This window comes from Chitinophaga sedimenti (assembly GCF_023156195.1).
In the GTDB taxonomy this organism is placed as follows: Bacteria; Bacteroidota; Bacteroidia; order Chitinophagales; family Chitinophagaceae; genus Chitinophaga; species Chitinophaga sedimenti.
Map to the genome: position 1 here is coordinate 5830640 of NZ_JAKUKA010000001.1, position 24428 is coordinate 5855067.

General features: G+C 50.2%; 30 protein-coding genes, 1 tRNA gene and 2 pseudogenes. 26 read left to right on the forward strand and 7 right to left on the reverse strand.

Features of this window, described 5'->3' with window-relative positions; translation table 11 throughout:
- Positions 1-20: 20 nt before the first annotated feature.
- The 6 genes from MKQ70_RS33560 (at position 21) to MKQ70_RS33585 (ending at position 3911) form a co-directional block, all read left to right on the forward strand.
- Complete coding sequence (locus MKQ70_RS33560; RefSeq protein WP_248079514.1) at positions 21-602, forward strand: 3-oxoacid CoA-transferase subunit B; 582 nt, start codon at positions 21-23, stop codon at positions 600-602.
- 122 nt (positions 603-724) lie between these two features.
- Positions 725-1327 carry an aminotransferase class IV gene (locus MKQ70_RS33565; RefSeq protein WP_248079516.1) on the forward strand — a complete coding sequence of 201 codons (603 nt, stop codon included), beginning with the start codon at positions 725-727 and terminating at the stop codon, positions 1325-1327.
- 234 nt (positions 1328-1561) lie between these two features.
- Positions 1562-1960, forward strand: coding sequence for a deoxyribodipyrimidine photo-lyase (locus MKQ70_RS33570; RefSeq protein ID WP_282456936.1), 399 nt, complete (start codon positions 1562-1564; stop codon positions 1958-1960).
- 185 nt (positions 1961-2145) lie between these two features.
- Positions 2146-2865, forward strand: coding sequence for a cryptochrome/photolyase family protein (locus MKQ70_RS33575; RefSeq protein ID WP_248081808.1), 720 nt, complete (start codon positions 2146-2148; stop codon positions 2863-2865).
- Between the two features lie 116 nt (positions 2866-2981).
- Positions 2982-3680, forward strand: a complete 699-nt coding sequence (locus tag MKQ70_RS33580; protein WP_248079518.1) for a thioester domain-containing protein — start codon at positions 2982-2984, stop codon at positions 3678-3680.
- Positions 3681-3839: 159 nt separating this feature from the next.
- A tRNA-Met gene (locus tag MKQ70_RS33585) sits at positions 3840-3911 on the forward strand.
- Between the two features lie 85 nt (positions 3912-3996).
- Here MKQ70_RS33585 and MKQ70_RS40375 read toward each other — a convergent pair.
- Genes MKQ70_RS40375 through mqnB form a run of 3 tightly spaced genes read right to left on the reverse strand, consistent with a single transcriptional unit; the run spans position 3997 to position 5469 of the window.
- A complete protein-coding gene (locus MKQ70_RS40375; RefSeq protein ID WP_308199311.1) occupies positions 3997-4347 on the reverse strand; it encodes an MqnA/MqnD/SBP family protein in 351 nt (116 codons plus the stop codon).
- Positions 4348-4399: 52 nt separating this feature from the next.
- The gene (locus MKQ70_RS40380; protein WP_282456937.1) at positions 4400-4777 is read right to left on the reverse strand and encodes an MqnA/MqnD/SBP family protein; all 378 of its coding nucleotides are present in this window, start codon (positions 4775-4777) and stop codon (positions 4400-4402) included.
- Positions 4768-5469, reverse strand: a complete 702-nt coding sequence (gene mqnB / locus MKQ70_RS33595) for a futalosine hydrolase (protein WP_248079528.1) — start codon at positions 5467-5469, stop codon at positions 4768-4770. The genes MKQ70_RS40380 and mqnB overlap by 10 nt, the downstream gene beginning before the upstream one ends.
- A 123-nt stretch (positions 5470-5592) precedes the next feature.
- Here mqnB and MKQ70_RS33600 point away from each other — a divergent pair, with 123 nt between their 5' ends.
- From MKQ70_RS33600 to MKQ70_RS33635, 9 genes and pseudogenes are all read left to right on the forward strand, one after another.
- Entirely contained in the window at positions 5593-6006 is a 414-nt protein-coding gene (locus MKQ70_RS33600) for a 6-pyruvoyl trahydropterin synthase family protein (RefSeq protein WP_248079530.1), read from the forward strand.
- A gap of 24 nt (positions 6007-6030) precedes the next feature.
- Complete coding sequence (locus MKQ70_RS43545; protein ID WP_443657863.1) at positions 6031-6258, forward strand: GTP cyclohydrolase I; 228 nt, start codon at positions 6031-6033, stop codon at positions 6256-6258.
- Positions 6252-6613: pseudogene (gene folE / locus MKQ70_RS43550) on the forward strand (GTP cyclohydrolase I FolE). Before MKQ70_RS43545 ends, folE begins: the two are co-directional and overlap by 7 nt.
- A 54-nt stretch (positions 6614-6667) precedes the next feature.
- Positions 6668-7549 carry an ACP S-malonyltransferase gene (gene fabD, locus MKQ70_RS33610; protein ID WP_248079532.1) on the forward strand — a complete coding sequence of 294 codons (882 nt, stop codon included), beginning with the start codon at positions 6668-6670 and terminating at the stop codon, positions 7547-7549.
- 71 nt (positions 7550-7620) lie between these two features.
- Entirely contained in the window at positions 7621-8409 is a 789-nt protein-coding gene (locus MKQ70_RS33615; RefSeq protein ID WP_248079534.1) for a sugar-binding protein, read from the forward strand.
- Between the two features lie 46 nt (positions 8410-8455).
- On the forward strand, positions 8456-8641 hold the full coding sequence (locus MKQ70_RS33620) for a hypothetical protein (protein ID WP_248079536.1): 186 nt from the start codon (positions 8456-8458) through the stop codon (positions 8639-8641).
- 13 nt (positions 8642-8654) lie between these two features.
- A complete protein-coding gene (locus MKQ70_RS33625) occupies positions 8655-9047 on the forward strand; it encodes a hypothetical protein (protein ID WP_248079538.1) in 393 nt (130 codons plus the stop codon).
- Positions 9048-9214: 167 nt separating this feature from the next.
- The gene (locus MKQ70_RS33630; RefSeq protein ID WP_248079540.1) at positions 9215-9610 is read left to right on the forward strand and encodes a hypothetical protein; all 396 of its coding nucleotides are present in this window, start codon (positions 9215-9217) and stop codon (positions 9608-9610) included.
- A gap of 41 nt (positions 9611-9651) precedes the next feature.
- Positions 9652-10065, forward strand: a complete 414-nt coding sequence (locus MKQ70_RS33635) for a hypothetical protein (protein ID WP_248079542.1) — start codon at positions 9652-9654, stop codon at positions 10063-10065.
- A 57-nt stretch (positions 10066-10122) separates the two neighbouring features.
- Here the strand turns inward: MKQ70_RS33635 and MKQ70_RS33640 are convergent, their stop codons facing one another.
- Complete coding sequence (locus tag MKQ70_RS33640; protein ID WP_248079550.1) at positions 10123-10572, reverse strand: GNAT family N-acetyltransferase; 450 nt, start codon at positions 10570-10572, stop codon at positions 10123-10125.
- 68 nt (positions 10573-10640) lie between these two features.
- Between MKQ70_RS33640 and MKQ70_RS33645 the strand changes: the two genes are divergently transcribed.
- Entirely contained in the window at positions 10641-11126 is a 486-nt protein-coding gene (locus tag MKQ70_RS33645; protein ID WP_248079552.1) for a DinB family protein, read from the forward strand.
- A 62-nt stretch (positions 11127-11188) separates the two neighbouring features.
- On the forward strand, positions 11189-11884 hold the full coding sequence (locus MKQ70_RS33650; protein WP_248079554.1) for an NUDIX hydrolase: 696 nt from the start codon (positions 11189-11191) through the stop codon (positions 11882-11884).
- A 31-nt stretch (positions 11885-11915) separates the two neighbouring features.
- Here the strand turns inward: MKQ70_RS33650 and MKQ70_RS33655 are convergent, their stop codons facing one another.
- On the reverse strand, positions 11916-12116 hold the full coding sequence (locus MKQ70_RS33655; protein WP_248079556.1) for a hypothetical protein: 201 nt from the start codon (positions 12114-12116) through the stop codon (positions 11916-11918).
- A gap of 661 nt (positions 12117-12777) precedes the next feature.
- On the opposite strand from MKQ70_RS33655, the gene MKQ70_RS33660 reads away from it, so the two are divergent.
- The 5 genes from MKQ70_RS33660 (at position 12778) to MKQ70_RS33675 (ending at position 14698) form a co-directional block, all read left to right on the forward strand.
- Entirely contained in the window at positions 12778-13248 is a 471-nt protein-coding gene (locus tag MKQ70_RS33660) for a hypothetical protein (RefSeq protein WP_248079558.1), read from the forward strand.
- Entirely contained in the window at positions 13230-13451 is a 222-nt protein-coding gene (locus tag MKQ70_RS43025; protein ID WP_372490164.1) for a PDZ domain-containing protein, read from the forward strand. Before MKQ70_RS33660 ends, MKQ70_RS43025 begins: the two co-directional genes overlap by 19 nt.
- Complete coding sequence (locus MKQ70_RS33665) at positions 13394-13906, forward strand: S41 family peptidase (RefSeq protein ID WP_248079560.1); 513 nt, start codon at positions 13394-13396, stop codon at positions 13904-13906. The genes MKQ70_RS43025 and MKQ70_RS33665 overlap by 58 nt, the downstream gene beginning before the upstream one ends.
- Before the next feature lie 34 nt (positions 13907-13940).
- Entirely contained in the window at positions 13941-14276 is a 336-nt protein-coding gene (locus tag MKQ70_RS33670; protein ID WP_248079562.1) for a S41 family peptidase, read from the forward strand.
- Positions 14277-14431: 155 nt separating this feature from the next.
- The gene (locus MKQ70_RS33675) at positions 14432-14698 is read left to right on the forward strand and encodes a hypothetical protein (protein ID WP_248079563.1); all 267 of its coding nucleotides are present in this window, start codon (positions 14432-14434) and stop codon (positions 14696-14698) included.
- 50 nt (positions 14699-14748) lie between these two features.
- Here MKQ70_RS33675 and MKQ70_RS41720 read toward each other — a convergent pair whose 3' ends face one another.
- Complete coding sequence (locus MKQ70_RS41720) at positions 14749-15162, reverse strand: 3-oxoacyl-[acyl-carrier-protein] synthase III C-terminal domain-containing protein (protein ID WP_372490165.1); 414 nt, start codon at positions 15160-15162, stop codon at positions 14749-14751.
- 81 nt (positions 15163-15243) lie between these two features.
- Positions 15244-15482, reverse strand: a pseudogene (locus MKQ70_RS43030) (3-oxoacyl-ACP synthase); the annotation flags it as partial.
- 536 nt (positions 15483-16018) lie between these two features.
- Between MKQ70_RS43030 and ruvA the strand changes: the two are divergent.
- The 4 genes from ruvA to MKQ70_RS33705 all read left to right on the forward strand — a co-directional run bounded on the left by ruvA (position 16019) and on the right by MKQ70_RS33705 (position 24359).
- Positions 16019-16408, forward strand: a complete 390-nt coding sequence (gene ruvA / locus MKQ70_RS33690; protein WP_248079565.1) for a Holliday junction branch migration protein RuvA — start codon at positions 16019-16021, stop codon at positions 16406-16408.
- Between the two features lies 1 nt (position 16409).
- Entirely contained in the window at positions 16410-16610 is a 201-nt protein-coding gene (locus tag MKQ70_RS33695; protein ID WP_248079567.1) for a RuvA C-terminal domain-containing protein, read from the forward strand.
- A gap of 34 nt (positions 16611-16644) precedes the next feature.
- A complete protein-coding gene (sov, locus tag MKQ70_RS33700) occupies positions 16645-23877 on the forward strand; it encodes a T9SS outer membrane translocon Sov/SprA (protein WP_282456938.1) in 7233 nt (2410 codons plus the stop codon).
- 155 nt (positions 23878-24032) lie between these two features.
- On the forward strand, positions 24033-24359 hold the full coding sequence (locus MKQ70_RS33705) for a hypothetical protein (protein ID WP_248079571.1): 327 nt from the start codon (positions 24033-24035) through the stop codon (positions 24357-24359).
- Positions 24360-24428 lie beyond the last annotated feature (69 nt).

Consider the following 24428-nt stretch of genomic DNA (forward strand, 5'->3'; position numbering starts at 1 on the left):
CACCTAAAAAGTTATGAAACATGTCTCTCGATAAATACGGTATCGCCAAAAGAATTGCGCAGGAGTTACAGGACGGAATGTATGTAAACCTGGGCATCGGCATTCCCACACTGGTGTCGAACTTTGTGCCGGCTGGCATTTCCATCATGCTGCAGAGCGAAAACGGCATGCTGGGCATGGGGCCTTATCCCGCTGATGAAGATATTGATGCGGACCTGATTAATGCAGGTAAAGAAACGGTGACGGTGTTGCCCGGCGGCTGCTTTTTTGATAGTGCGGAGAGTTTCGGCATGATCCGCGCCGGCAAGGTAGATCTTACCGTGCTGGGCGCCATGGAAGTGTCGGACACCGGCGACATCGCCAACTGGAAAATCCCGGGTAAAATGGTGAAAGGCATGGGTGGCGCCATGGACCTCGTGGCTGCGGCCAAGAACATTATTGTGGCCATGATGCACACCAATCCCAAAGGGGAAAGCAAATTATTACCCCAGTGCGGCCTGCCCTTAACAGGCGTTAAATGCGTAAAGAAAATCGTTACAGAACTGGCGGTGCTGGAAATCACCCCGATGGTTTTAAACTGTTGGAACGCGCTCCGGGCGTAAGTGTGGACGAGATCGTGTCCAAAACGGCGGGGCGTTTGGTAGTACCGGAGCTGGTGCCTGAAATGCAATTATAACTCGTTAACAATTCACCGCTTCCGCACAATAAATCGTAAATTAGCCGTATGCTGTTGTGTCATAATGGTAAATTCATTCCGGCAGATAAAACGGTGCTGTCGGCCGACAACCGCTCGTTCCGCTACGGCGACGGATGTTTCGAGACAATGAAGGTGTACCAGGGACAGCTCCTTCTTGCAGATCTGCATTTTGAGCGTCTCATGGCGAGCCTGCATATACTTCATATCGATCCTGCACAGTTTACACGCGAATATATTACCGGCCTGGTACGGGAGTTGTGTCAACGGAACAACGTGAGTGAGCTGGCGCGCGTGCGGCTTACGGTATATCGCAGCGGAAGCGGTTTGTACTTTCCTGAATCCAATGCACCCGAGTTCGTGATCCAATGCTGGGAATTATCCCGCAGCATTTTTGAATTAAATGAAACGGGTTTACATATTGATGTGTTTCCCGATGCGCGGAAGAATACGGACAAGCTGTCTACCATTAAATCGAACAACGCGCTGCCTTACATACTCGGCAGCATTTACGCCCGGCAGCACGAGTTGCAGGAGGTGATCATGCTTAATCCATACGGCCGTGCAGCGGATACCACTATTGCGAATATTTTTTTGTGGTGCAGCGGGAGAAGATTTATACACCGCCTTTAACCGAAGGCTGCGTGTGTGGCGTGATGCGTAAAAATTTACTGCGCATGGATCTGCCCTTCAAAATAGAAACAACCGTTAAGCCTCGAAGATATTGAGAATGCTGATGAAGTATTTTTAACAAACGCAATCTACGGACTGCGTTGGGTAGGCCGCTTCCGCGACAGCAGTTACGGTAATGCCACCGCCGCCATCCTGCACGATTTGCTGCATGAAGGCATCTTATAAAATTTCCCGATGAAAGAAATGGTAAATATCTGCTGGCTACGCCGCGACTTGCGTTTGCACGATAATGCTGCACTCTACCACGCATTGAAGGCGGGTGAAGACGTAGTGCCGGTATTCATTTTCGATACCAATATCTTAAACGACCTGGAGCAGAAAGAAGATCGCCGGGTGACGTTTATTTACGAGGCGCTGGAAGAAATGCAGGCAAAACTGGAAAAGGCGGGCAGTACGTTGGATGTGTTTTATGGTACACCGCAGCAGGCCTTCGAGCATTATACATCTGCCTACAAGGTAAAAGGTGTTTATGCCAACCACGATTACGAACCGTATGCGCGGAGTCGTGATAAAGCGATCGGCGAATACCGGCTACGAAAGAGATTTCTTTTACAACCTATAAAGACCAGGTAATTTTTGAGAAGCGTGAAATAACGAAAGATAACGGGGAACCTTATACGGTTTTCACGCCTTACAGTCGCCGCTGGCTGGATAAACTGAATGATTTTTACCTGAAGTCATATCCCGTTGAAAAGTATAAAAAGCACTTTCATAAGCAGGCGCCAAAACTAATTCCTTCTTTGAAGAAGATGGGATTTTTGGAGACGGACAAGCACTTTCCGGCGAAAAGCGTGAAAGAAGAGATTATCAAACATTATGATGAGCACCGCGATTTTCCCGGCATTAATGGTACATCGCGGCTCGGTGTGCACCTGCGTTTCGGCACGATCAGCATCCGGGAGCTGGCCACCACGGCAAAGGCGCTGAATGCTACTTTCCTGAAGGAACTGATCTGGCGCGATTTTTACATGATGATCCTCTGGCATTTCCCGCAGGTGGTACAGCAGTCGTTTCACGCGCAATACGATAACATCAAATGGCGCAATAACGAAAAGGAATTTGCACGCTGGTGCGAGGGACAAACGGGTTATCCCATTGTGGATGCGGGGATGCGCGAACTGAACGAAACCGGTTTTATGCACAATCGCGTGCGTATGGTGGTGGCCAGCTTCCTCACCAAACACCTGCTGATCGACTGGCGCTGGGGCGAAGCGTACTTCGCGGAAAAACTGCTGGACTATGACCTGGCTGCGAATAACGGTGGCTGGCAATGGGCGGCTGGTTGCGGCAATGATGCGGCGCCCTACTTCCGCGTATTTAATCCGCATCTGCAAACGCAGAAGTTCGATAAGGACCTGAAGTACATCCGCAAATGGGTACCGGAGTTTGAGAGCCTGCAATACGTGCAGCCCGTTGTGATACATGAAGAGGCGCGTAAACGTGCGCTGGAAACCTATAAAAAAGCGCTCAACAAATAGTTTTCAATTGATACGGCGAATTGCGGGATTGGTGCAAACCTTCCCGCAATTCGTGTTATTGGCGGTTGTCTCCGGCGCAGTGCCGGCGTAATATTGCGGAAGATTAAACCCCAAAAATGAAAAAGATATTGTTTGTCATGCTGCTGGCATTACCTTCCTTTATCGCCTGCAGCAAAGAGCGGTCCGGTGGCGAACCGGGATTTGGCACTTCGCACCAGCCCTTTAGCGGTACTGCCTGGCAGTTACCTGCGGGTATCATCCTCACTTCCGGACAAGTACACGAGTACAGCTATTGTACGGGTACCGATAAAGGTGCGTTCGACCAGCATCAGCTGCGCGGCGTTCCCGGCGGTGTATTCAAGGTATGTTTCGAACTCACCAATACGACTACACGTGAGATATTGGTGAGCTTTCCAGAAGATTTACTGATTCAAAGCGATAACAGCAATTACTCCAACGGTCTGCTGATCGGTATCGGCAACGTATGGCTGGCGCCGGGCGAAGTGCGCAAGGTATATGCGAACGCATTTTGCCTGAATGAAGATCGTGCTGTGCCGGGTGCATATGATTACAGCGGTGCGTTGTTATCATTCCGATTCGGACCTTCGAAGGTGCCGGCGAAGTTAAAGACTGTTGCCGATCTGGTGCGTAATAAAGGATTGCAGGCACATCAGTGTGCAGATGCGCAGGGTCATATTGATTACAAGAAATTAAAAAGCGTAGCGTGTGTGCAGGCTGCCATCTGGGAAGTAACCGGTGGTGGTGAGCTGCAGCCCGCTACGAGAAAGGAATTACAAGCAGTAACAGCGTTATAGGATAACAGAAGTGTGTGTGCAGGCGGCCTTCTATTGGGCCGCCCTTTTTTATTTCGGCTGAAAGTATTGGTGGTAGCTGTTTTAGCAAACGCACGCAATAAATATTTTATGAGCTTGATGGATGTAATAGAAATTATCCTACATTTGCAACCCACACAGTGCGAGGTAGAGCAGAGGTAGCTCGTCGGGCTCATAACCCGAAGGTCAGGGGTTCGAATCCTCTCCTCGCTACAAAGCAAAAAAGCCGGACTTATAGTCTGGCTTTTTTTTATGCAGGAAAACGGCGACCTTTTCTCAAAGCCGCCGTCCGCAATAGTTATACCGCCTGTTGCAATCGATCCACCGCTTTCTTCCCCTCCACTCCAAGGTCGATGCTAAATTGATTCACATACAAATCAATATGCTGCCGCATCACCGATTCATCCATTTCCTGCGCATGTTCTTTCACATACGGAGGCAAAGCGGGATAGCGCTCAAATGCATACTCCAGGCTTTCACGGATCAGTGCATCGATCTGTGCCTTCACGGAAACGGGTAAACTTTTACGTACCACAATGCCGCCCAGCGGGATGGCGTGGCCGGTCGTTTGTTCCCAGTATTCACCCAGGTCTACCAGTTTATGCAATCCTTTCTGCTGATAGGTAAAACGGCTTTCGTGAATGATCACACCCGCGTCTACGCGGCCATCCAGTACGGCGTTTTCGATATCGGAAAAATGATCAGCTCCTTGTTTTGTGCATGGGGAAAGCTGTGGAGAACAGCAGGTTGGCAGTGGTGTTCAATCCTGGGATAGCGATTTTATAATCAGCCATCTTATCCATATCGAGCGGACCTTTAGAGATGAGCAGTGGTCCGCACCCACGGCCCAGCGCGCTACCGGCGTTGAGCAATTCGTAGTGCTCCATCACTTTAAAATAAACGCCGAAGCTCAGCTTCGTTACATCCAGTTTGCCTTGCAGGGCCCATTGGTTCAGCGTTTCCACATCTTCTAAAGCGGCGTTGAAAGTAAAACCCTTCGTATCGATCTTACGATTAACGAGGGCGTCAAAAATGAATGTGTCGTTCGGGCACGGTGAAAATCCTAATGTCAGCTCCATGATTCTTCTTTTTGATCTGTTAGTTCGCTTAGGGTATGGATGAGTGCCTGGTTCAGGTTTTTAATGGCCAGCGGGATGTTCCATTTGCTTTTATCGCGGACCTCTACATAATTGGAAATGCTGCGCAGCTGTAAAAAAGGCACCCTTTCGCTCAGGCAAATATAGTGAAAGGCGGCGCCTTCCATGCTTTCTATATCGGGATTGTATTTGCCCGCCAACTTGTCGATCGTGGGCTGGGTACCGGTAACAGTGTTGATTGTCACGCTTTTAGCAGGGCGCAGGGCGGGCATTTTGGTGATGCCGTAGGTGTCGTGGTAAAGGCTGCGGCCGCGGAAAGGGAAGGTGTCTTCTTTCCAGAGGCCGGTGTCGAACAGGTCTTTGTAAGCGTCTTTTTCTTCTACGCCCAGGTCGCCGAGCACTTCTTCTGCGATGAATACGACCTCACCCAAGGGCCAGCTGTGGTGGAAGCAGCCTGCAATCCCCGCCTGTATCGCCAGCTGGGGACGAATGGTGAGCAGGGCCTTACCTACATGCCAGGCGGTGTGCATCATGCCGATACCCGCCGCCAGCACGTGTATTTCGTTTTTGAATAATGTGTAACTATCCGGACCTGTTTTGGTCCCTTTTTCTTCCAGGTAGGCGATGAACGGCCCGATTTCGGCTGCCGTGGCAGCTGTCACCAATATCTTCATAGGGTGAAATTACGCGAAAACCATTAACCGACCGTTATCGTACATCACAGGGATTTGCATCATATCTCAAAGCCCTCATAATTCCCGGATTAGTGGTAACTTTGCGCCAAATTTTTGAATATAATGATCTATTTAACGCGAGTGGAGTCTTTTAATGCCGCGCATAAGTTATCGAACCCGGGATGGAGCAAAGAGCAGAACCAGGAAGTGTTTGGCAAATGCGCCAACGAAAACTGGCACGGACACAACTATGAACTGCATGTTACCGTTAAAGGCAATCCCGATCCGGAAACGGGTTTTGTATATAATGCCAAAACACTCGGTGTGCTTATAAAAGATGTGATTATTGAGCAGGTGGACCACCGCAACCTGAACGTGGACGTACCTTTCATGGCCGGTAAGTTTACCTCTGCGGAAAACTTCGCCATCGCCATTTGGGAAGAACTGGATAAACACCTGCCAGACGGGGTGGAGCTGCACTGCATTAAACTCTACGAAACACCGCGGATCTATGTAGAATACTACGGCGGTAAATAATCAAATTGACCAAAACACATCACCATGGCCTATCATAAAGAGGAGCATTACGACGAGCAGATAACCAACGGACTGATTGAGAATTACCGGAGCAGCATCCAGCTGCTGGGCGAAGACCCCAGCCGCGAAGGCCTTCTGAAAACACCGGAGCGTATGGCCAAGGCCATGCAGTTCCTGACGCAAGGCTATACCCGGATGCTAAAGAGATTCTCAATGGCGCTAAGTTTACCGAGGCTTACAGCGAAATGGTGATCGTAAAAGATATTGAACTGTTCTCCATGTGTGAGCATCACATGCTGCCGTTTTTCGGTAAAGCACACGTGGCCTATATTCCAAACGGTTATATTACCGGCCTTAGCAAAATTGCCCGTGTGGTGGATGTGTTCGCACGCCGCCTCCGGTGCAGGAGCGACTTACCCACCAGATTCTCGACGCCATCCAGGAAACGCTGCAGCCGCAAGGTGTAGCCGTGGTGATTGAAGCGAAGCACCTGTGCATGATGATGCGTGGGGTACAGAAGCAGAATTCGCTGACCACTACCTCCGCTTTTTCGGGCCAGTTCGAACATGTAGCCACCCGCTCGGAGTTCATGAAACTGATAAAATAGGTCGATATCTTCTTTTTCCGTTTCTTTGCCCGACAAATGCAAAAAATTTAACTAATGAAGCATGCATACGTATTTCCCGGACAGGGTTCCCAGTTTCCGGGTATGGGCAAAAATCTCTATGAAACCAACGAGAAGGCAAAATCCTTGTTCGAGCAAGCCAATGATATTTTAGGTTTCCGCATTTCGGACATCATGTTCGAAGGCACCGATGAGCAGTTGAAACAAACGAATGTAACGCAGCCTGCCGTATTCCTCCACTCTGTAATCGCCTTCCTTTGCCTGGAAGATGCGCAGCCCGACATGGTGGCGGGTCACTCCCTCGGTGAGTTTTCGGCCCTGGTAGCCAATAAGGTGCTGTCTTTCGAAGACGCGCTGAAACTGGTAGCCATCCGCGCCAACGCGATGCAGAAAGCCTGCGAGCTCAACCCTTCAACCATGGCCGCTGTACTGGCCCTGGACGATGCTAAAGTAGAAGAAATCTGCGCCTCTATCACCGATGAGGTGGTGGTGGCCGCTAATTATAATTGTCCTGGCCAGCTGGTTATTTCCGGCTCTATCCAAGGCATTGACATCGCCTGCGAAAAAATGAAAGCAGCGGGTGCCAAACGAGCACTGGTACTGCCTGTAGGCGGCGCCTTTCACAGCCCGCTGATGCTTCCGGCACAGGAGGAACTGCAGGCGGCCATCGAAGCTACCGCCTTCAACACCCCGGCCTGCCCGGTTTACCAGAACGTGGTAGCCCGCGCAGTAACCGATCACATGGAAATCAAACAAAACCTGATTGCCCAGCTGACCGGCGCGGTAAGATGGACACAGTCCGTACAAGCGATGATCGCTGATGGGGCTACGCGTTTTACAGAGGTAGGTCCCGGTAAGGTATTGCAGGGATTGGTCGCTAAGATCGACAAAACCGTTGCGACCGACGGCGTAAATTAAGCACAGGAATTGCAGCATACAGGCCGGGTGGTAATAACCATCCGGTTTTTTTATTTTATATGTTGATGCTGATGAAACACCTGTTAACCATTTTTTTGTTAGCCATGATGGCCATTTCCTGCAGGCAGCGCGCCGGCACTGAAACGAAAGCGAAGGAGAAAGCAGACAGCCTGCGCGTTGAGCCCGCTGCTAATCTGTTGCCTTCCAAACTGGTGGCGCCCAAAGCGGTTGTGCCGCCTAAACTCGACGGTCTGCCCGACGATAGTTGCTGGTTTCTCGCCAACTGGCAGCCCATTGATCAGAACTGGGTTGGCCAGTTGTACGATAGCCTGGACTTTGCCGGTCGTTATAAGGTAGCCTGGGATGCCGGGCAGCTTTACATCCTGGCCCAAATTACCGACGACACGCTACGTACGACCAACAAGCCGCTCGAAAGTTATTTAAACGACGATGCGCTGATCCTGTACATAGATGAAAACCACTCAGGCGGCGATCATCAATATAACTATAATGCATTCGCCTATCATTTAAGATTGGACGATCGCACGGTAGACGTCGGGGCAGACAGCAGCGCGCATTTATTCCCCGGCCACTGTACCGTTAATCGGAACACCCGTGGCAATACCACCACATGGGAGATAGCAGTAAGATTATACCCCGACAACTATAAAGACAATGCGACGAATACACCCGTCGAACTAAAAGAAGGAAAACATATTGGCTTTGCCATCGCCTATAACGACGCGGACCGCGGCCCGGCCCGCGATAACCTGGTGGGCAGCGTATACATCGATGGCGACAATAAAAACATTGCCTGGATCGACGCCAGCGTGTTTGCCGATTTATTGGAGGCGAAGTAACATTTACGCATGACGTCCGTTTAACAATCACAAACGCTTCAACATCATGAAATACATACTGGTGCTTGTGATGATGGGAGTCGTGATGACGGCATGTGAAAATGATACAAAAGCAGATCAACCCATTGTAAAACGATCGCTGGAAAGCGATGCGGCAACACCATCCAACGGTGTAGCACATCTTGTATTACGGTCGCGGTACGAACTGGCCATCGTGCGTGCCGATTTTTAATATCCCACTATATATGAAACAAATTATGCTTGCAGCCGCAGCACTGGTGGCGATGACTTCCTGCGCCAAAGAAAAGAAAAAGCCCGAACCCGCTGTCCACATCGTGCCTGCGCCTTTCTGGGTAGAAACTTCCAAACGCCAGGATACCCCGGTATTTGGCAGTGAGCACGAAGGCCATGTTCCCTTGTTTTCGATCAGGCATGGCAACGATACCTCCCGGATCATGGTGGTAGAGCAGGGGAGCGACTTCCTTGGGCTGAAGGCGCTGGATCACACGGCCGGGTTTAACCAGTATGCATTTAAATACGATAAAGAAACCGCTACCCTTATTACCGATAACTTCCTGAAACGCTGGGGCAGCGGTGTGCCCACCGGTGAAAAAATCACTTTTGAAGTGCTGAAGTGACAGCTTGGGCAACTAATCTAGCTATTTTTATTGTTGAAAGGAAGCGTAACCTTTACGCTACCGGGCCGTTTAACAGGGGCTAACGCTTTTGTGACTCCGAACATTTGCGCAGAAATGAATTGAGTGTAAGCCTTTTAACCCGGATCCGTTTAACAATACCCTTTTATATGATTAAAAAGCTCATGATTGGCGCAGCCGCATTATTAGCCCTGGCTGCCTGTAAAAAAGAAAAAGACGAACCTACTGGTATGGACCTCGTATTCCGTGTTGGCGAAGTTTGGGTAGAAAGCTCGCTGAAAGAGGATACGATTTACTTTGAGGGCCGTGATGGTAAAAACCTTCTTGTTCAGATCAAGTACCGCAGCGAAATCGACACCGCTTATCTCGCAGGCTGGTATCCGGACAGGATTATGTTCAAACCTACCGCTAACGGTACTCCTACCACGTATTCGTTTAAACTGGACCAGCAGACCAAAATCCTGCATTCGGACAATTTCCTGACCAAATACGGCAGTGGTAAAGTAACTACCGAAAAAGTTACATTTACTGCAGTGAACCCGTAACTTTTCGTCAGCATGCACGTTACACTATAAAATCACATTGCATGAAATGGTTGCTCCCTCTACTGACCCTTGTTATATTGAGTTCCTGTGCCAAAGAAGGCGATACGGCCGCTAACGGCCTCGATTTTGAAGGCAGCAGCAGGCGCTGGGTAGAAACTTCGTTAAGAAGAGACACCATTTATTTCCCCATGGCAACGCCAGAAAAGGCTACGCAGGGAGCGGCCGCGGTATTGCGCCTACGCTCATACCTCGAGATCTGGGATTCAAGGCACTTCAACAGCGACTACACTTTCGTGCTGTCCGGCGATAGCATGCGTTTAAACAACGTGGGGAGTGTAGACCGTTTTGGTGATAAGTTTTATTTTAAAATGAATGCCTCCGGGACCCGCTTCCAGATAGATAATTTTTACAACCGCGCAGAATTACCCGCACGGCTGGAGTTTGAAAGATTTTAGTGTGATGCAGGAATTATAATAAGATGGGCAGCCGGTAACAGGCTGCCCATCTTCGTTTTATACAAAGTCGATGCTCGCGTTCCACCACTCGGGATCGAATTTGGCGTTGTACTTTTTGTAAAAGTTGATACCCGGTTCGTTCCATTCCAGCACCTGCCACGTCATGCCGTGAAACTTCTTTTCCTTTCCTTCTTCAATGAGGCGGTCGAACAGCAGCCTGCCGATACCGCGGCCGCGGTAGCTTTCGGTCACCAGCAGGTCTTCGAGGTACATGCGGCAGCCTTTCCAGGTGGAATAGCGCACATAATACAACGCAAAGCCGATGATGCGTTCATCATCTTCCGCCACAAAGGCTTTCCACACCGGTTGCGGACCAAAGCCGGTTTCTTCGAAATGTTCCAGCGTTACCGTTACTTCGTCCGGCGCCTTTTCATATATGGCCAGCTCGCGGACGAGGTCCAGCAGTGCGGCGCAGTCTTCGCGTTTTGCTTCTCTTATCTTTATCATGTTGATGGGTATGGCGAAAAAATTAATTCCCGTACATTTAGGGGAAGTGCAATAAAATACAAATATACATGAAGGAATTACTCCGTCAGGCGGCAGCCTATAACGTTTGGGCCAACGAACGTATCCTCCGCACCCTCACCGAACAACCAGATGAAGTGCTGGACTTACCGCTGCCCAGCAGTTTTCCCTCTCTCCGCGCGACTGTGTTGCACATGTATGGCGCCGAATCTATCTGGCTGCAACGCTTCCAGATGGCCGAACGCGCCGTGCCGCCCGCACATGAAGGCAGTTTTGCGGAGCTGGCCGACAAATACAATGCTGTATCCAACGCGATCTTCAATTTCGTAGACAAAGCGAGTGAGGCCCGCCTGGACCACACCATGGAGTATTACAATCTCAAAAAGGAACACACCAAACTGCTGGTATGGAAGGCGCTTTACCAGTTGTGCAATCATAGCACCTATCACCGCGGACAGCTCGTAACGCTTTTACGGGCGGCTGGGGTTGCTAAAATCCCTAATACCGATTATATTGTGTTTCCGGGTAAAAAATGAGGACAGTGAGTCGTGCCAACCGAGCTACCTTTTATTTATTTTGAATAGTATAAACACCACGTATGAATTCGACTGCCTTTTACCCCAATGCACCACGGCACCTGGTGGCCGTAGATTGTATCATCTTTGGGTTTGACAAGGGACAACTGAAACTCCTGGTCGTAAAGCGCTTGCCTGCGCCATATCATGGTGCATGGTCGCTGATGGGTGGTTTTGTGCAGGATGGCGAAAGTCTGAATGCCGCCGCTGCCAGGGTATTAAAAGTAAACACCGGTCTGGATAATATTTATATGGATCAGCTGCATTGTTATGGTGATGTAGACCGCGATACGGGAGGCCGTGTAATTTCAGTGGCCTATTATGCACTTATCCGCATCAGCGAGCATTTACCACAGCTTTCCGCCGAATACGATGCGCACTGGCTGACGTTGCAGGAAATTCCCGAACTCATTTTCGATCATGGCACCATGATTAAAGATGCCCTTGCACGGCTGCGCGATAAGGCGCATTTTCATCCTATCGGGTTTGAGTTGCTGCCGGAGAAATTCAGTTTGCCGCAACTGCGGAACCTGTATGAAGAAATTTACCAGCGGGAACTGGACAAACGTAACTTCCGTAAAAAGATACTGTCGATGGACGTACTCGAGAAGCTGGACGAAAAAGATAAAAGCACCTCGAAGAAAGGCGCCAATCTGTACCGGTTCGATAAAAAGAAATACGGTGAACTGATGGAGCGCGGGATGGTGTTCGAGATATAAAGTGACAGGGGCGGGCAACCGCTCCTTTTCTTTATTGGATCTCCGACAAATCAATCCCCATCTTCTTAAACCCCTTTTCGCCCTCCTGGGTAATGATGTAGTGCTTATCCTCCGTTTTCACTTTGGCAATCCATTCTTTTTCGATGAAATGATGGAGCAGCAGCGTCCCCAATTTGCCACCAATGTGATCGTAACAAAGCTTTGCGGGTTTAGGGGAATCTGTCTTTTTCATATGAAGGCGGTTTTTGCGTAAATATAACAAAGGATTTTTTTGTTGATGAAAATCAATTTCCCGGTTCGTGCCGCGCTGTGCCGGTACGGCCACTACTTTTGCTCTGCTCAAATAGCTGAGCTGTATAGCTTGGTCTGCAGCAATCCAATTCTTACCTTAAAATTGTCGAAGTAATATCATCAGATATCCACATCTTCCCCGGCGGCCTGGCCGTCGGGGAATTTTTATTGCAGGCTAAAGTCATGGGACATGCCCCAATTACCCATCCCGGTTACATCCTTCGTTTATACTAGGTTTATCTTTCGTTAATGGTTCGTTTATCCTTCGTTCGCGAACCTAGGTTGAACCTACCTTGAACCTAGGATGAACCTAGGATGAACCTAGGATGTAGTAAGGACGTCCGTGGGGTGTCACGTCCTAAACCAGGTTTACACCCAGGTTAATAATCCGGATTAAGGTTTACTCCTGTTATTGTTAATCCGTATAAAGGTTTACTGAAATAGGTTTACACTAATCCACCTGGTCATTACCATTTTGCCGCTGTGGTAAGTGCCGAACCGCCCCGCAACCCGGTATAAAATATGCCGGGGCATAAGAACGTTTAAGGTGTAGAAACCGTATCTTTATAAAGGTTAATATGATTTATTTAAATCAACTCAAAATGAAGGCTCTTAAGATCGGTCTGTGCTTTTCTTTGCTGAGCGCGACTATTGCCTGTAAGAAAGGCGGCGGGGACAATAAGCCGGATGGCGGCGGCGGACCTGCAACAGGCACCAGGGCGGAACTCACGCTCGACTCCGTGTACCTATATGGCAAGGAAGTGTACCTATGGTACGAGCAACTTCCTAGTTTTGCCGATTTCAACCCCAGGAAATATACCACTGAAGGTTCCGAAATTGCCAACATCACCAGGGAACTGTACAATATGACCCAGTTAGCGGTGAACCCGCTCACGAACAGGTCGTACGAATACAACGAATTTTCACCCGCACATTCCAAATATTCTTATGTAACCACTCGCGATGGCCTTACCAATGGCCGCCAGGCCTCCGTAAACCTGGAGGAAAGGGGGAAGACTACGGCTTTGAACTGGCGGCTATCAACACCAACGACATCCGGGTATTATATGTAAACCCTGCATCGCCGGCCTTTAAGGCAGGTGTGGTGCGTGGCGACAGGATCACCGCGATCAACGGTACGAATGTAAACTCGTCCAGTTCACTGCTCACCAGTGCATTTAACGGCCCGTCCATGACCCTGACGGTCACCAAGTCGGTGTGGGTACGCAAACCTACAACCTGGCGAAAGCAGTGTATACGAGTAGTCCTGTGCTGAAAACTGCGGTACTTCCCGGTAATGTTGGCTACCTGGCCCTGGCGCGTTTTTCGCGGCTGAGCAAGGCGCAGGCGGACCTGGATAAAGCATTTGCTGACTTTGCCACGGCCGGCGTGAAGAAGCTGGTGATTGACCTGCGTTATAATGGCGGCGGGTATGTGAATACGGCGGATTACCTGCTGAATCTCATCGCACCGAGCTCGCTGAACAATAAAGTAACGTACACCGAATACTATAACGACCTGCTGCGCACCGATAAAGCGCCCATTCTTAAAAACCAGATACTGTACAACGAAGACGGCACGCCGCGCAAGCTGAGCAACGGTCAGATCGCTACATATGCAGATGTATCGTTCTCGGTGGCCGATAATACCATGAAGTTTTCTAAAGCGGGCGCCTTGCAAGGTGTTACCCACGTATACTTCATCGTTACCCGCAACGGCTTCTGCGAGTGAGCTTACCATCAACGCCTTAAAACCTTACCTGAACGTGAAAACGGTCGGTTCCAAAACGTACGGCAAGCCGGTAGGTTTCTTCGCGATCAATATCGATAAATATGCGGTGTATTTGTCCAGCTTCCTGATCCGCAACTCCGCCGGCTCCGCCGATTACTTCGAAGGGATGGCGGCCGATGTGGCAGCGCAGGACGATCCCCGTTACGATTTTGGGGATCCGCAGGAAGACTGTGTGGCTAAGGCTTTGACCTCGCTGGCCAATGCCCGCCTGGCGCCTTCGGCCCCTGTAGAAACGCGGTACATGCCGCAGGGCAGCAAGCTCGAGGCCGGTTTGATCCAGACGTATGAACACCGGAAATTAAAAGAGTAATAGCAGATAGACCTTATAACGAAACGGGGCGGTATACATCGCCCCGTTTTTCATTGTATTTGTATTTAAAAAGCTGTATTTTAGAAAAGTTAGAATGTTTTAGTACAACTGTTACCAGTCGTTTAGTTAGCAGCATAACCCAAAGCACTTAATAGATGGAAGAAAAATTCTGTTGCGCCAGGTTGGGCATCCGGCACAACGCCCCAAGAGAGGCCGGGATGAATTTCCGGGTCGTAAAATACCATCCCGACGGACGGCTTGACAAGACCAACCTGTACCGATTTTACTTTACGCCGGGCTATGCACCGGACGATGCCAAGGTCATGCACATCAATATCCGGTATTGCCCGTTTTGCGGCACAGACCTGTATGAATATTATAATACAGACGATTTCATCAACGAGGAGCCGGGTTTCTTCTAAACAAAAAAGACCTCCGGGTGGGAGGTCTTTCGAAAATTATATACATACGTTTATTTACCGTCGTAAGCCCATTTGATGTAGCTGGCGCCCCAGGTAAATCCGCCGCCAAATGCGGCCAGTACCAGGTTATCGCCTTTCTTCAGTTGCTTTTCCCAATCCCACAGGCACAAGGGAATAGTTCCGGCAGTGGTGTTCCCATAGCGGTGAATATTGATCATCACTTTATCTTCGGGCACATTCAGGTAAGCGGCGGTGGCGGAAATGATGCGCATGTTCGCCTGGTGAGGAACGAGCCAGGCTACGTCTTCACCCTTCAGGTTGTTGCGCTCCATGATTTCGGAGGCAGCGCCGGCCATGTTGGATACGGCGTATTTAAACACCATTTTACCTTCCTGGTACACGAAGTGTTCGCGGGCAGCCACTGTTTCGGCAGTAGCGGGCTTTACAGAGCCACCGGCTTTCATGTGCAGGTACTCGCGGCCGTGTCCGTCGCTGCGCAGGATGCTGTCTACCAGGCCCAGGCCTTCTTCGTTAGGTTCCAGCAGCACGCCGCCGGCACCGTCGCCAAAGATGATGCAGGTGGTACGGTCGGTATAGTCAATGATAGAGCTCATTTTATCGGCGCCAATTACCATTACTTTTTATAACGGCCGCTTTCAATGAAGCGTGCACCGGTGTCGAGCGCGTACAGGAAGCCTGAGCAGGCGGCACTGATATCGAACCCGAATGCATTTTTAGCGCCGATCTTGTCGGTCACTACGTTTGCGGTGCTGGGAAATACCATGTCGGGCGTTACAGTCGCTACAATCAGCAGGTCGATTTCTTCAGGCGTAATACCGCGTTTTTGCAGATCTCCAATGCCACCGGGACGCAAAGGTCCGAAGTGCCTTTTCCTTCCCCTTTCAGTATATGCCGCTCTTTGATGCCGGTTCTCGTCATGATCCACTCGTCAGTCGTATCAACTATTTTTCGAGTTCCTGGTTCGTCAGTACGTAGTCCGGAACATATCCACCCACCGCTGTAATAGCGGCTGTTAGTTTACTCATATAGCTTATGATGTAGTTATTAAAATGGGCGTAAAAATACGATATAAACGAATATTTCCTACAAAACCCTAAAAAGGTTTATGCAGCAATGCTTCACTATATTATATCTCTGTATATACCTATATACCTGATTATTATGAGATAAAGGGATTATTTTACCGGCTTTTAGCTGCCTCATCAGCCTCTGTTGTGTCACTCACTTCAACCGCAACAAGTCCACTGAACACGGTTTTTACGTAAGTTTGTTGCTTACCCAATCTCCTCAACCTATTATATGATCGCTTACCTTAACGGGAAATTGACCTATAAATCGCCCGCGCTTGTACATTTAGACGTGCAAGGCGTTGGGTACGAAGTATTAATCAGTCTAAACACCTATTCTCACATTCAACAGCTGGAAAGTTGTAAATTGCTTACCCATCTCAATATCAAGGAAGACGCGCATACGCTGTACGGCTTTTTTGATGCAGCGGAACGCGATATTTTTCTCCAATTGATCAGCGTTTCGGGAATCGGCACCAATACGGCCCGTATGATGTTATCGTCGCTTCAACCTGATGATATTCGCCGCGCCATCCTGATGGATAATGAAAGGATGCTGGAAGGGGTGAAGGGTATAGGCGCCAAAACAGCCAAAAGGGTGATCCCCGGAACTGAAGGATAAGATGAAGAAACACAAGGAAGAAGATATATTAAATATATCTGTAACGCAGGACAATACAATCCCTGAAGACGCGTTAAATGCCTTGGTCACGCTGGGAATAGCCCGAAACATGGCCGAACAGGCGATCCGTAAAGTGTTGAAGCAGGAGCCACAATTGAATGATCTGGAAGCACTTATCAAAAAATCCCTGAAAAGTTTATAAATTAGTTATCTGACCTCTATAAAACCTTTTTCGCTTGGCAAAAAACACATTTTACGGTGCTTTTGCAGTAATTGGAGTTGTATCTTTTATAATAGTTGACACGGCCGCGAGGGACAATAGATCGAATTTTAATACCTATGGGAATGAGCATCGGAGTAGTCTGACCTGGAAACCAGATACCACGGCAAATCCCGCGCGTCCGGATACCCTGAAATATCCTATCCGCGACCGGAGAGGTACCAGTGTAACTGAACCAGTCAAGAGTGCAATTGATCTAAAAGACCCATCCAGCATCTCCCGAACGGTAGAATATGACCCGGTGACAAAGCAGTACACCGTTAAGGAGAGAATCGGCAACCAGAATTACAGGCAACCCACGTACTTAACGTTCGAAGAATACTACGCTTTGCAATCCCGGCAAAGTGAAGAAGACTATTGGAAAAAACGTGCCAGTACACTCGGCTCTCTTAACCAGCGCAGCTCAGGCCCCAGCCTTAACAACGGCGGCAAGTTGTTCGACCGTGTATTCGGTGGTACAAAAGTGGAAATCAAGCCACAGGGAAGCCTGGGGCTTACATTCGGTTATGAAGGTCAGAACATCAAGAACCCCGTACTGGTAGAACGCGCCCGCAAAAACGGCGGCTTCGCGTTCGATATGGACATCAACATGAACTTCACCGGTAAAATCGGTGATAAGCTCAAGATTCTCACCAACTATAATACGCAAAGCACGTTCGACTTCGAAAACCAGATCAAACTGGAATACACCGGTTATGACGATGAGATCATCAAAAAGATTGAAGCCGGTAACGTGAGCTTCCCGCTCCGCAGCCAGCTGATATCCGGGATACAGTCGCTCTTTGGTGTTAAAACACAACTGCAGTTCGGTAAGTTGATGGTGACCAGCGTACTTTCCAACCAGAAGTCGCAGAAACAAACCATGACCCTGCGCGGTGGTACGCAAACCAACGACTTCGTGATCAAGGCAGACGAGTATGAAGATAACCGCCACTTCCTGTTAAGCCAGTACTTTCGCGATACCTTCAACTATGCCATGTCTAACCTGCCGGTTATCCGCTCGCAGGTAAATATCAACCGCCTCGAGGTTTGGGTAACCAATAAAACCGGGGCTACCGTTAACACCCGCGACATCGTAGCCCTTATGGACCTCGGTGAATCACGCCCTTTCAATCCAAATATTAATTCGCTCACCAGTTCGCGTTTGCCGGACAGGGGATCGAACGATTTATACGGCCGCCTCGTAGCCGACGCCACCACCCGCAACTCCAGCCTCGTTGTAACACGCCTGCAGAACCTGGGTTTAACGGCTATACAGGACTTTGAGAAAACATTTGCCCGCAAGCTGGACTCTACCGAGTACACGTATAACAGGCAGCTCGGTTTCATTTCCCTCAACATTCAGCTGAACCCCGACGATGTGCTGGGTGTGGCTTATCAATATTCTTTTAACGGACGTACCTACCAGGTAGGTGAGTTTTCGCAGGACATTCCGCCGGACCAGAACGCCAGCGCCAACCAGCGCATCCTGTTCCTGAAAATGTTGAAAGCTACCTCCGCCCGCCCGGCGCTTCCCATCTGGGACCTGATGATGAAAAACATCTATAGCACCGGCGCTTACCAGGTAAACCGCGCAGATTTCGAAATGAATGTGTGGTATAAAGACCCGGGGTCCGAAACACGCGCACCCAGTGAAAAACGTTACCTGCCCGATGGACAGGGCGCTTACGCCGGGGCTCCCATCATCACCATTCTTAACCTCGACCGCCTCAATAACCAGAACGACCCGCAGCCCGATGGCGAGTTCGATTACGTAGAAGGGTACACGATCCGTTCCGAGAACGGCCGTGTGATGTTCCCGATGCTCGAACCGTTTGCCTCCGGTATACGGCCGGCACTGGGCGGTAACGCCGCGCTGGAATCGCAATACGTGTACCAGCAGCTGTACGACTCTATCAAAGTTGCCGCACAGCAGTTCCAGCAGTTAAACCGGTACATTCTCCGTGGCTCCTACAAATCCAGCAACAGTTCCGAAATACAACTGGGAGGTATGAACATTCCCTCCAGCTCGGTGATCGTTACCGCCGGCGGACAGGTCCTGCGCGAGAACGTGGACTATATTGTATCGCTGGGCGTATTAAAAATTATCAACGCGGGTGTACTGGCTTCCGGTGTGCCCATTAACGTATCATTTGAGAACAACTCGCTGTTTGGGCAGCAGGTACGTAACTACATGGGTACCCGCCTGGACTATATGGTGAATGATAAACTCACGCTCGGCTCCACGGTGGTGCGCATGAGTGAAAGGCCTTACTACCAGAAAGTGAACTACGGCGATGATCCGATCAAAAATACCGTGGTAGGCCCGGATGCGAACTATGCCTCCGAATGGAAAGGACTCACCCGCGCCCTCGATAAACTGCCGAACTACCAGACCACGGCGATGAGTAATATCAACTTCACCGGCGAGGTGGCGCGCCTGTTCCCTGGTCACAGTAAACTGATCAACGCCGCGGGCAGCAAAGAAGGCCAGACCTACATCGATGACTTTGAAGGTGCCCGTAACGGTTACGATCTAAAGTTCCCGGCTACCAGCTGGGCGCTGGCCTCTACGCCGGCTGGCGCTACCGATGCTGCCGGCAACATCATGTTCCCCGAAGCGCTTTACAATGACTCGCTGGAATATGGCCGCAACCGTGCTAAACTCGCCTGGTATATTATTGAACCAACCCTGCAGATCCCGGGCTCGCCCAACCTGCCGTCCAATATCAACACCGAGGAGCAGAGCGATCCGCGCGTGCGCCTCGTGTACCAGAAAGATGTGTTCCCGAACCGCTCTACCGACTTTGGTCAGAGCCAGTTGAGCACCCTGGACCTGGCTTACTACCCAACCGACCGTGGTCCGTACAACTATGAGCGCACACCGGCACGCATCACTGCGGCAGGTAAACTCACCAACCCGCGCCAACGCTGGGGGATTATGCGCGCCATCGATAATACGGACTTTGAAACGGCGAATATCGAGTTCATCGAATTCTGGATACAGGACCCTTTCATTACCAATCCGTCCAGCACCGGTGGCTCGCTGTACTTTAACCTTGGTAACGTATCGGAAGATATCCTGAAAGATTCCCGCAAGTTTTTCGAAAACGGCTTGCCTAATCCATCTGAAAGAAATAAACTGGATTCCTCTGTGTGGGGCCGCATCCCGGTATACCAGCAGCAGATCACCCAGGCTTTCGATAATGATCCGGCCATCCGCCAGTACCAGGACGTTGGTTACGACGGTTTGCGTTCTGAAGACGAGCGCAGCTTCCGCCAGGCGTACCTGAACGAACTGGCCGCCAACTTTGGTACCGGTTCCGCGATTTACCAGCAGGCACTGGCCGATCCATCGAACGATGACTACCATTATTATAGAGGTAATGATTACGACGCGGCCGGCTTCGGCATCCTGCAACGTTATAAAAGGGTGAACAACCCGGAAGGCAACTCGCCGGTTTCCGACAATAGTGCCCAGTTCTCTTCCGCGGCTACCAACTACCCGGAATCAGAAGACCTGAACAGGGATAACACGATGAACGAAACGGAAGAGTACTTCCAATACCGTGTGGACCTGTCGCCGAACATGCAGGTAGGTTCCAACTATGTGGTGGATAAATTCACGACACCGGTAACCCTTCCAAACAAGCAGACCATCAACGAAACCTGGTACCAGTTTAAAGTGCCTATTTCTGAGTATACTTCGAAAGTGGGCGGTATCCCGGATTTTAAGTCCATCCGTTTTATGCGTATGTACATGACCAACTTCGAGGACTCAACCGTATTACGTTTCGCTAAACTGGAACTGGTACGTAACCAGTGGCGCCGTTACCTGTACAAACTGCAACCCGGCGATCCGGTGGGTATTGACAATACGACCAACTTCGTGGTGTCGGCCGTAAACATCGAAGAAAATGCGAAGCGTACACCTATTCCGTACATGCTGCCCCCGGGCATCCTGCGCCAGAATACGCTGAGCACCAACAATACCAACATCCTGCTGAACGAACAGGCCCTGTCGCTCCAGGTGTGTAACCTGAAGGATGGTGAAAGCCGCGCGTTGTATAAAACACAGACTGCGGACCTTCGCCAGTATAACCGCCTGCAGATGTTCATCCACGCAGAAGCAATGAATGATAACGCCTCGCTGCAGAACGGTGATGTGAATGCGCTCATCCGCCTGGGTAGCGACTTCACCGAAAACTATTATGAATACCAGGTGCCGTTACAGAAAACCGACTGGAACACCCGTCCGCAAACAGAGCTGACGGTATGGCCCGAAGCGAACAACGTAGACCTGGTGCTGGACAAACTGAGCCAGTTGAAACAGAAACGTAACCTGGCCGGTGTATCGCCGTTAATGCCTTACAGCGAAACCGATGCCCAGGGCCGCACCCTCACCGTAGTAGGTAACCCGAACCTCGGCGATGTGCGCAACCTGATGATCGGTGTAGCGAACCCGCAGAATGACGGAGTGGCGAAATGTGCGGAAGTATGGTTTAATGAAATGCGCCTGACAGGCCTGGATGAAAAAGGTGGCTATGCAGCGGTAGGCCGTGTAGATGTACAGCTGGCCGACCTCGGTACTTTCACTGCGTCCGGCAGCATGCACACCGCTGGCTTTGGCGGTATTGATCAGCGCGTAAACGAACGTTTCCGTGATAACTTTACGCAATTCGACGTGGCGACGAACCTCGACCTCGGTAAACTCTTGCCGAAGCGTATGTCGCTGTCACTGCCGGTATACGCCGGTTACTCACAGGCGGTAAGCACGCCCGAGTACGATCCGTATGACCTCGACATCAAACTGAAAGATAAACTGCGCTTAGCCAGGTCGAGATATGAAAAAGACTCGATCCGCCGCGACGCACAGGACTTCACTTCTATCAAGAGCCTGAACTTTACCAATGTACGTGTATTGAATACCGGCCGTTCTAAAACGCACCTGTGGGATATCGAGAACTTTGATCTCAGCTACTCTTTCTCGCAAACCAACCGCCACACGCCGCTCGTCGAAAACGACGTGCTCACAAGACAGCGTGCCGGTTTAGGTTACAACTTTGCGGGACAGGAGAAGTACATTGAGCCGTTCAAAAAGATGATTAAAGCGAAAACGCCATGGCTGGCCTTAATTAAAGACATCAACTTTAACTATGTGCCATCTATGTTGAGTTTCCGTGCGGACGTGACCCGGCAGTTCGGCGCCACCCGCATGCGCAACATCGGCGATGATGCGGGCTTTAAACTGCCGGAAACGTATGATAAATACTTTACGTTCGACCGCTACTACGGCCTGCGCTGGAACTTCACCCGTAACTTGTCGTTAGACTTTAACGCGGTAAACAATGCCCGTATCGATGAGCCGTTCGGACGCATCAACACGAAAGAGAAGAAAGATTCGTTGCGCGGTAACTTCTTTAAACTGGGCAGAACGACGAATTACTACCACAGCGCTACCGTTACCTATAACGTACCGCTGAATAAAATACCGGCGCTCGACTGGACATCCACCTCCCTTACGTACGGAACGGATTACCGCTGGATAGGGGCATCCATCCTGGCGAAATACCCGGGCAACGCGATCGAGAATACGCAGATGCGTACGGCGAACGTGGAGTTGAAGTTCAGCGACCTGTATAACAAATCTAAATTCCTGCGCAAGATCAATACACCAACGATGCGCCTGAATAACCCGGCAGCACCGAAAGGTAATACACCGGCGGCCGCGGCCAACCAGGCGAAAAAGGACGAGCCCCAGGACGTATCGCTGGCGGCGCGTATCCTGCTGCGCCCGTTACTGTCGCTGAAACGCGTAACGATCAACTATACCGAGAACAGCGCCACCCGCCTGCCGGGTTACATCGACAGTACGAAAGTGCTGGGGATGAACTGGGCGTCGATGGCGCCGGGTTATAAGTTCCTTTTCGGTTACCAGCCTGATAAAGCCTGGCTGAACGAGTTCTCTAAAAAAGGACTGATCACCCCGGATACTACGTTCAACATCCAGATGCAGCAGCAGTTTACACAGCGTTTTGATATGATGGCGGTGCTGGAACCGGCAAACGATCTGCGTATTGAACTGAACGTGGTAAAAGAGTTCTCCAAAACCTTTACGGCTTTGTACAAAGACTCTACCGGCGTGGGTGATTACGGCAGCCTGAACCCGTACAGCTCCGGTGGTTTCGACATTACCTTCATCGCGATCAAAACGATGTTCGGCAAAATCCAGACCGACGAATCCGGTGTATCCACCACCTTCCGCAAGTTCGAGGATTACCGTAAACGCGTATCTGAGCGCGTCGCCAATAAGAACCCGTATAATGCCAATGCACCGGTATATGATCCGAAAGATCCCGAATACCGTTATGGTTACGGCCGCTACTCGCAGGATGTGCTGATCCCGGCGTTCCTTGCCGCTTACACCGGCAAGTCGCCCGAAAAGGTATCGCTCATTGAAAACTATAGCGCCAATACCCGCAGTAATCCATTTAAGAAAATACTGCCGCGCCCGAACTGGCGTATCTCTTATAACGGCCTGTCGAGGTTGGAATGGTTCCGGGATATCTTCCAGAGCTTTACCCTGACACACGGTTACAATGGCCGCCTGTCCATGAGCTCTTACAATACCTCGCCTTACTTTTACGATCCACTGGTGATGGGTTATCCGTCTTTCATCGATACTGTTTCGGGCAACTACATCCCGTATTTCCTGGTGCCGAACATGACTATTACGGAAGACTTCGCGCCGTTGCTGGAAGTAGATATGACGTTCGTAAACTCGCTGAACCTGAAAATGGGGTGGAAGAAAACACGTACACTGTCGCTGAGCCTGGTGGATTACCAGCTCACGGAAATGCGCTCGAACGAGTTTACCGTTGGTGGCGCTTACCGGGTGAGAGGCTTCCCGATGCCGTTCCGCATAGGTAAGGACGGCGGCCGCAGGCTGGAGAACGACCTGAACTTCCGGCTGGACCTCAGCTTCCGCGACGACCGCAATACCAATAACAGGCTGGATGCCGACCTGGTAGTGCCCACGAGCGGACAAAAGGTGATCGGCATTATGCCTACGATCGACTATGTGGTGAATAACCGCATTAACCTGAAGTTCTTCTACGATCGGAGACAGTCGATACCGGTAATATCTACCTCGTTCCCGACCACCACCACGAGAGGAGGGGTAACGCTCCGGTTTATGTTAGCACAATAGAAAAGGAGAAATAATACAAGCGGGCGGTCCAGCAATTGGGCCGCCCGTTTTGTTTTATTTTGCCTGCATGATCTAAATCATGCCGGGTTGTACTAGCTTCGCGTAGTTTTGCATCATCGCATGAAGTACCTTTTACCATACCGCTGCTCCTGGGAATGCTGATGCAAAGCTTCAGCAAGGAGATTATTATGGTAGGGTTTAAACTGAACCAGGCGTTTATCGCCAGCGAGTTGTGCGAAAATAAAGCGCGTCCCGAGTTGAACTGTAACGGCCAGTGCCAGCTGAAAAAGCAGCTGACGAAAGAGGAGAAGCAGGAAGACAACGGGAACAGCGTGAAAAGCAAATACGAAGTATATTTTGAGGACGTGGCTGCCGGCATCAATTATAAAGCCTATTGCGCCTCAACTCCGTTAATAACGGTTTATACACCCGAAATTCCGGTTCCCCCGATTTCGGCGATCTTTCACCCGCCCAGTATCTAATTTTACACCGGACCCCATACTGCACATGAACAGGCCTTGCCCTGTACATTCACTATTCCTGTATGGTTT

What these genes read in the sequence shown, in the direction of transcription:
- MKQ70_RS33620 (WP_248079536.1), top strand. Translation starts at nt 8,456, where the DNA reads ATGAAATACATACTGGTGCTTGTGATGATGGGAGTCGTGATGACGGCA.
- MKQ70_RS33615 (WP_248079534.1), top strand. Translation starts at nt 7,621, where the DNA reads ATGAAACACCTGTTAACCATTTTTTTGTTAGCCATGATGGCCATTTCC.
- MKQ70_RS33580 (WP_248079518.1), top strand. Translation starts at nt 2,982, where the DNA reads ATGAAAAAGATATTGTTTGTCATGCTGCTGGCATTACCTTCCTTTATC.
- MKQ70_RS33560 (WP_248079514.1), top strand. Translation starts at nt 21, where the DNA reads ATGTCTCTCGATAAATACGGTATCGCCAAAAGAATTGCGCAGGAGTTA.
- MKQ70_RS33630 (WP_248079540.1), top strand. Translation starts at nt 9,215, where the DNA reads ATGATTAAAAAGCTCATGATTGGCGCAGCCGCATTATTAGCCCTGGCT.
- MKQ70_RS33600 (WP_248079530.1), top strand. Translation starts at nt 5,593, where the DNA reads ATGATCTATTTAACGCGAGTGGAGTCTTTTAATGCCGCGCATAAGTTA.
- MKQ70_RS43545 (WP_443657863.1), top strand. Translation starts at nt 6,031, where the DNA reads ATGGCCTATCATAAAGAGGAGCATTACGACGAGCAGATAACCAACGGA.
- MKQ70_RS41720 (WP_372490165.1), bottom strand. Translation starts at nt 15,162, where the DNA reads ATGAAAGCCGGTGGCTCTGTAAAGCCCGCTACTGCCGAAACAGTGGCT.
- MKQ70_RS33675 (WP_248079563.1), top strand. Translation starts at nt 14,432, where the DNA reads ATGGAAGAAAAATTCTGTTGCGCCAGGTTGGGCATCCGGCACAACGCC.
- MKQ70_RS33705 (WP_248079571.1), top strand. Translation starts at nt 24,033, where the DNA reads ATGCTGATGCAAAGCTTCAGCAAGGAGATTATTATGGTAGGGTTTAAA.
- MKQ70_RS33660 (WP_248079558.1), top strand. Translation starts at nt 12,778, where the DNA reads ATGAAGGCTCTTAAGATCGGTCTGTGCTTTTCTTTGCTGAGCGCGACT.
- MKQ70_RS33640 (WP_248079550.1), bottom strand. Translation starts at nt 10,572, where the DNA reads ATGATAAAGATAAGAGAAGCAAAACGCGAAGACTGCGCCGCACTGCTG.
- MKQ70_RS33695 (WP_248079567.1), top strand. Translation starts at nt 16,410, where the DNA reads ATGAAGAAACACAAGGAAGAAGATATATTAAATATATCTGTAACGCAG.
- MKQ70_RS33570 (WP_282456936.1), top strand. Translation starts at nt 1,562, where the DNA reads ATGAAAGAAATGGTAAATATCTGCTGGCTACGCCGCGACTTGCGTTTG.
- MKQ70_RS33650 (WP_248079554.1), top strand. Translation starts at nt 11,189, where the DNA reads ATGAATTCGACTGCCTTTTACCCCAATGCACCACGGCACCTGGTGGCC.
- MKQ70_RS33655 (WP_248079556.1), bottom strand. Translation starts at nt 12,116, where the DNA reads ATGAAAAAGACAGATTCCCCTAAACCCGCAAAGCTTTGTTACGATCAC.
- ruvA (WP_248079565.1), top strand. Translation starts at nt 16,019, where the DNA reads ATGATCGCTTACCTTAACGGGAAATTGACCTATAAATCGCCCGCGCTT.
- mqnB (WP_248079528.1), bottom strand. Translation starts at nt 5,469, where the DNA reads ATGAAGATATTGGTGACAGCTGCCACGGCAGCCGAAATCGGGCCGTTC.
- MKQ70_RS40380 (WP_282456937.1), bottom strand. Translation starts at nt 4,777, where the DNA reads ATGGAGCTGACATTAGGATTTTCACCGTGCCCGAACGACACATTCATT.
- fabD (WP_248079532.1), top strand. Translation starts at nt 6,668, where the DNA reads ATGAAGCATGCATACGTATTTCCCGGACAGGGTTCCCAGTTTCCGGGT.
- MKQ70_RS33635 (WP_248079542.1), top strand. Translation starts at nt 9,652, where the DNA reads ATGAAATGGTTGCTCCCTCTACTGACCCTTGTTATATTGAGTTCCTGT.
- MKQ70_RS33645 (WP_248079552.1), top strand. Translation starts at nt 10,641, where the DNA reads ATGAAGGAATTACTCCGTCAGGCGGCAGCCTATAACGTTTGGGCCAAC.
- MKQ70_RS33625 (WP_248079538.1), top strand. Translation starts at nt 8,655, where the DNA reads ATGAAACAAATTATGCTTGCAGCCGCAGCACTGGTGGCGATGACTTCC.
- MKQ70_RS33565 (WP_248079516.1), top strand. Translation starts at nt 725, where the DNA reads ATGCTGTTGTGTCATAATGGTAAATTCATTCCGGCAGATAAAACGGTG.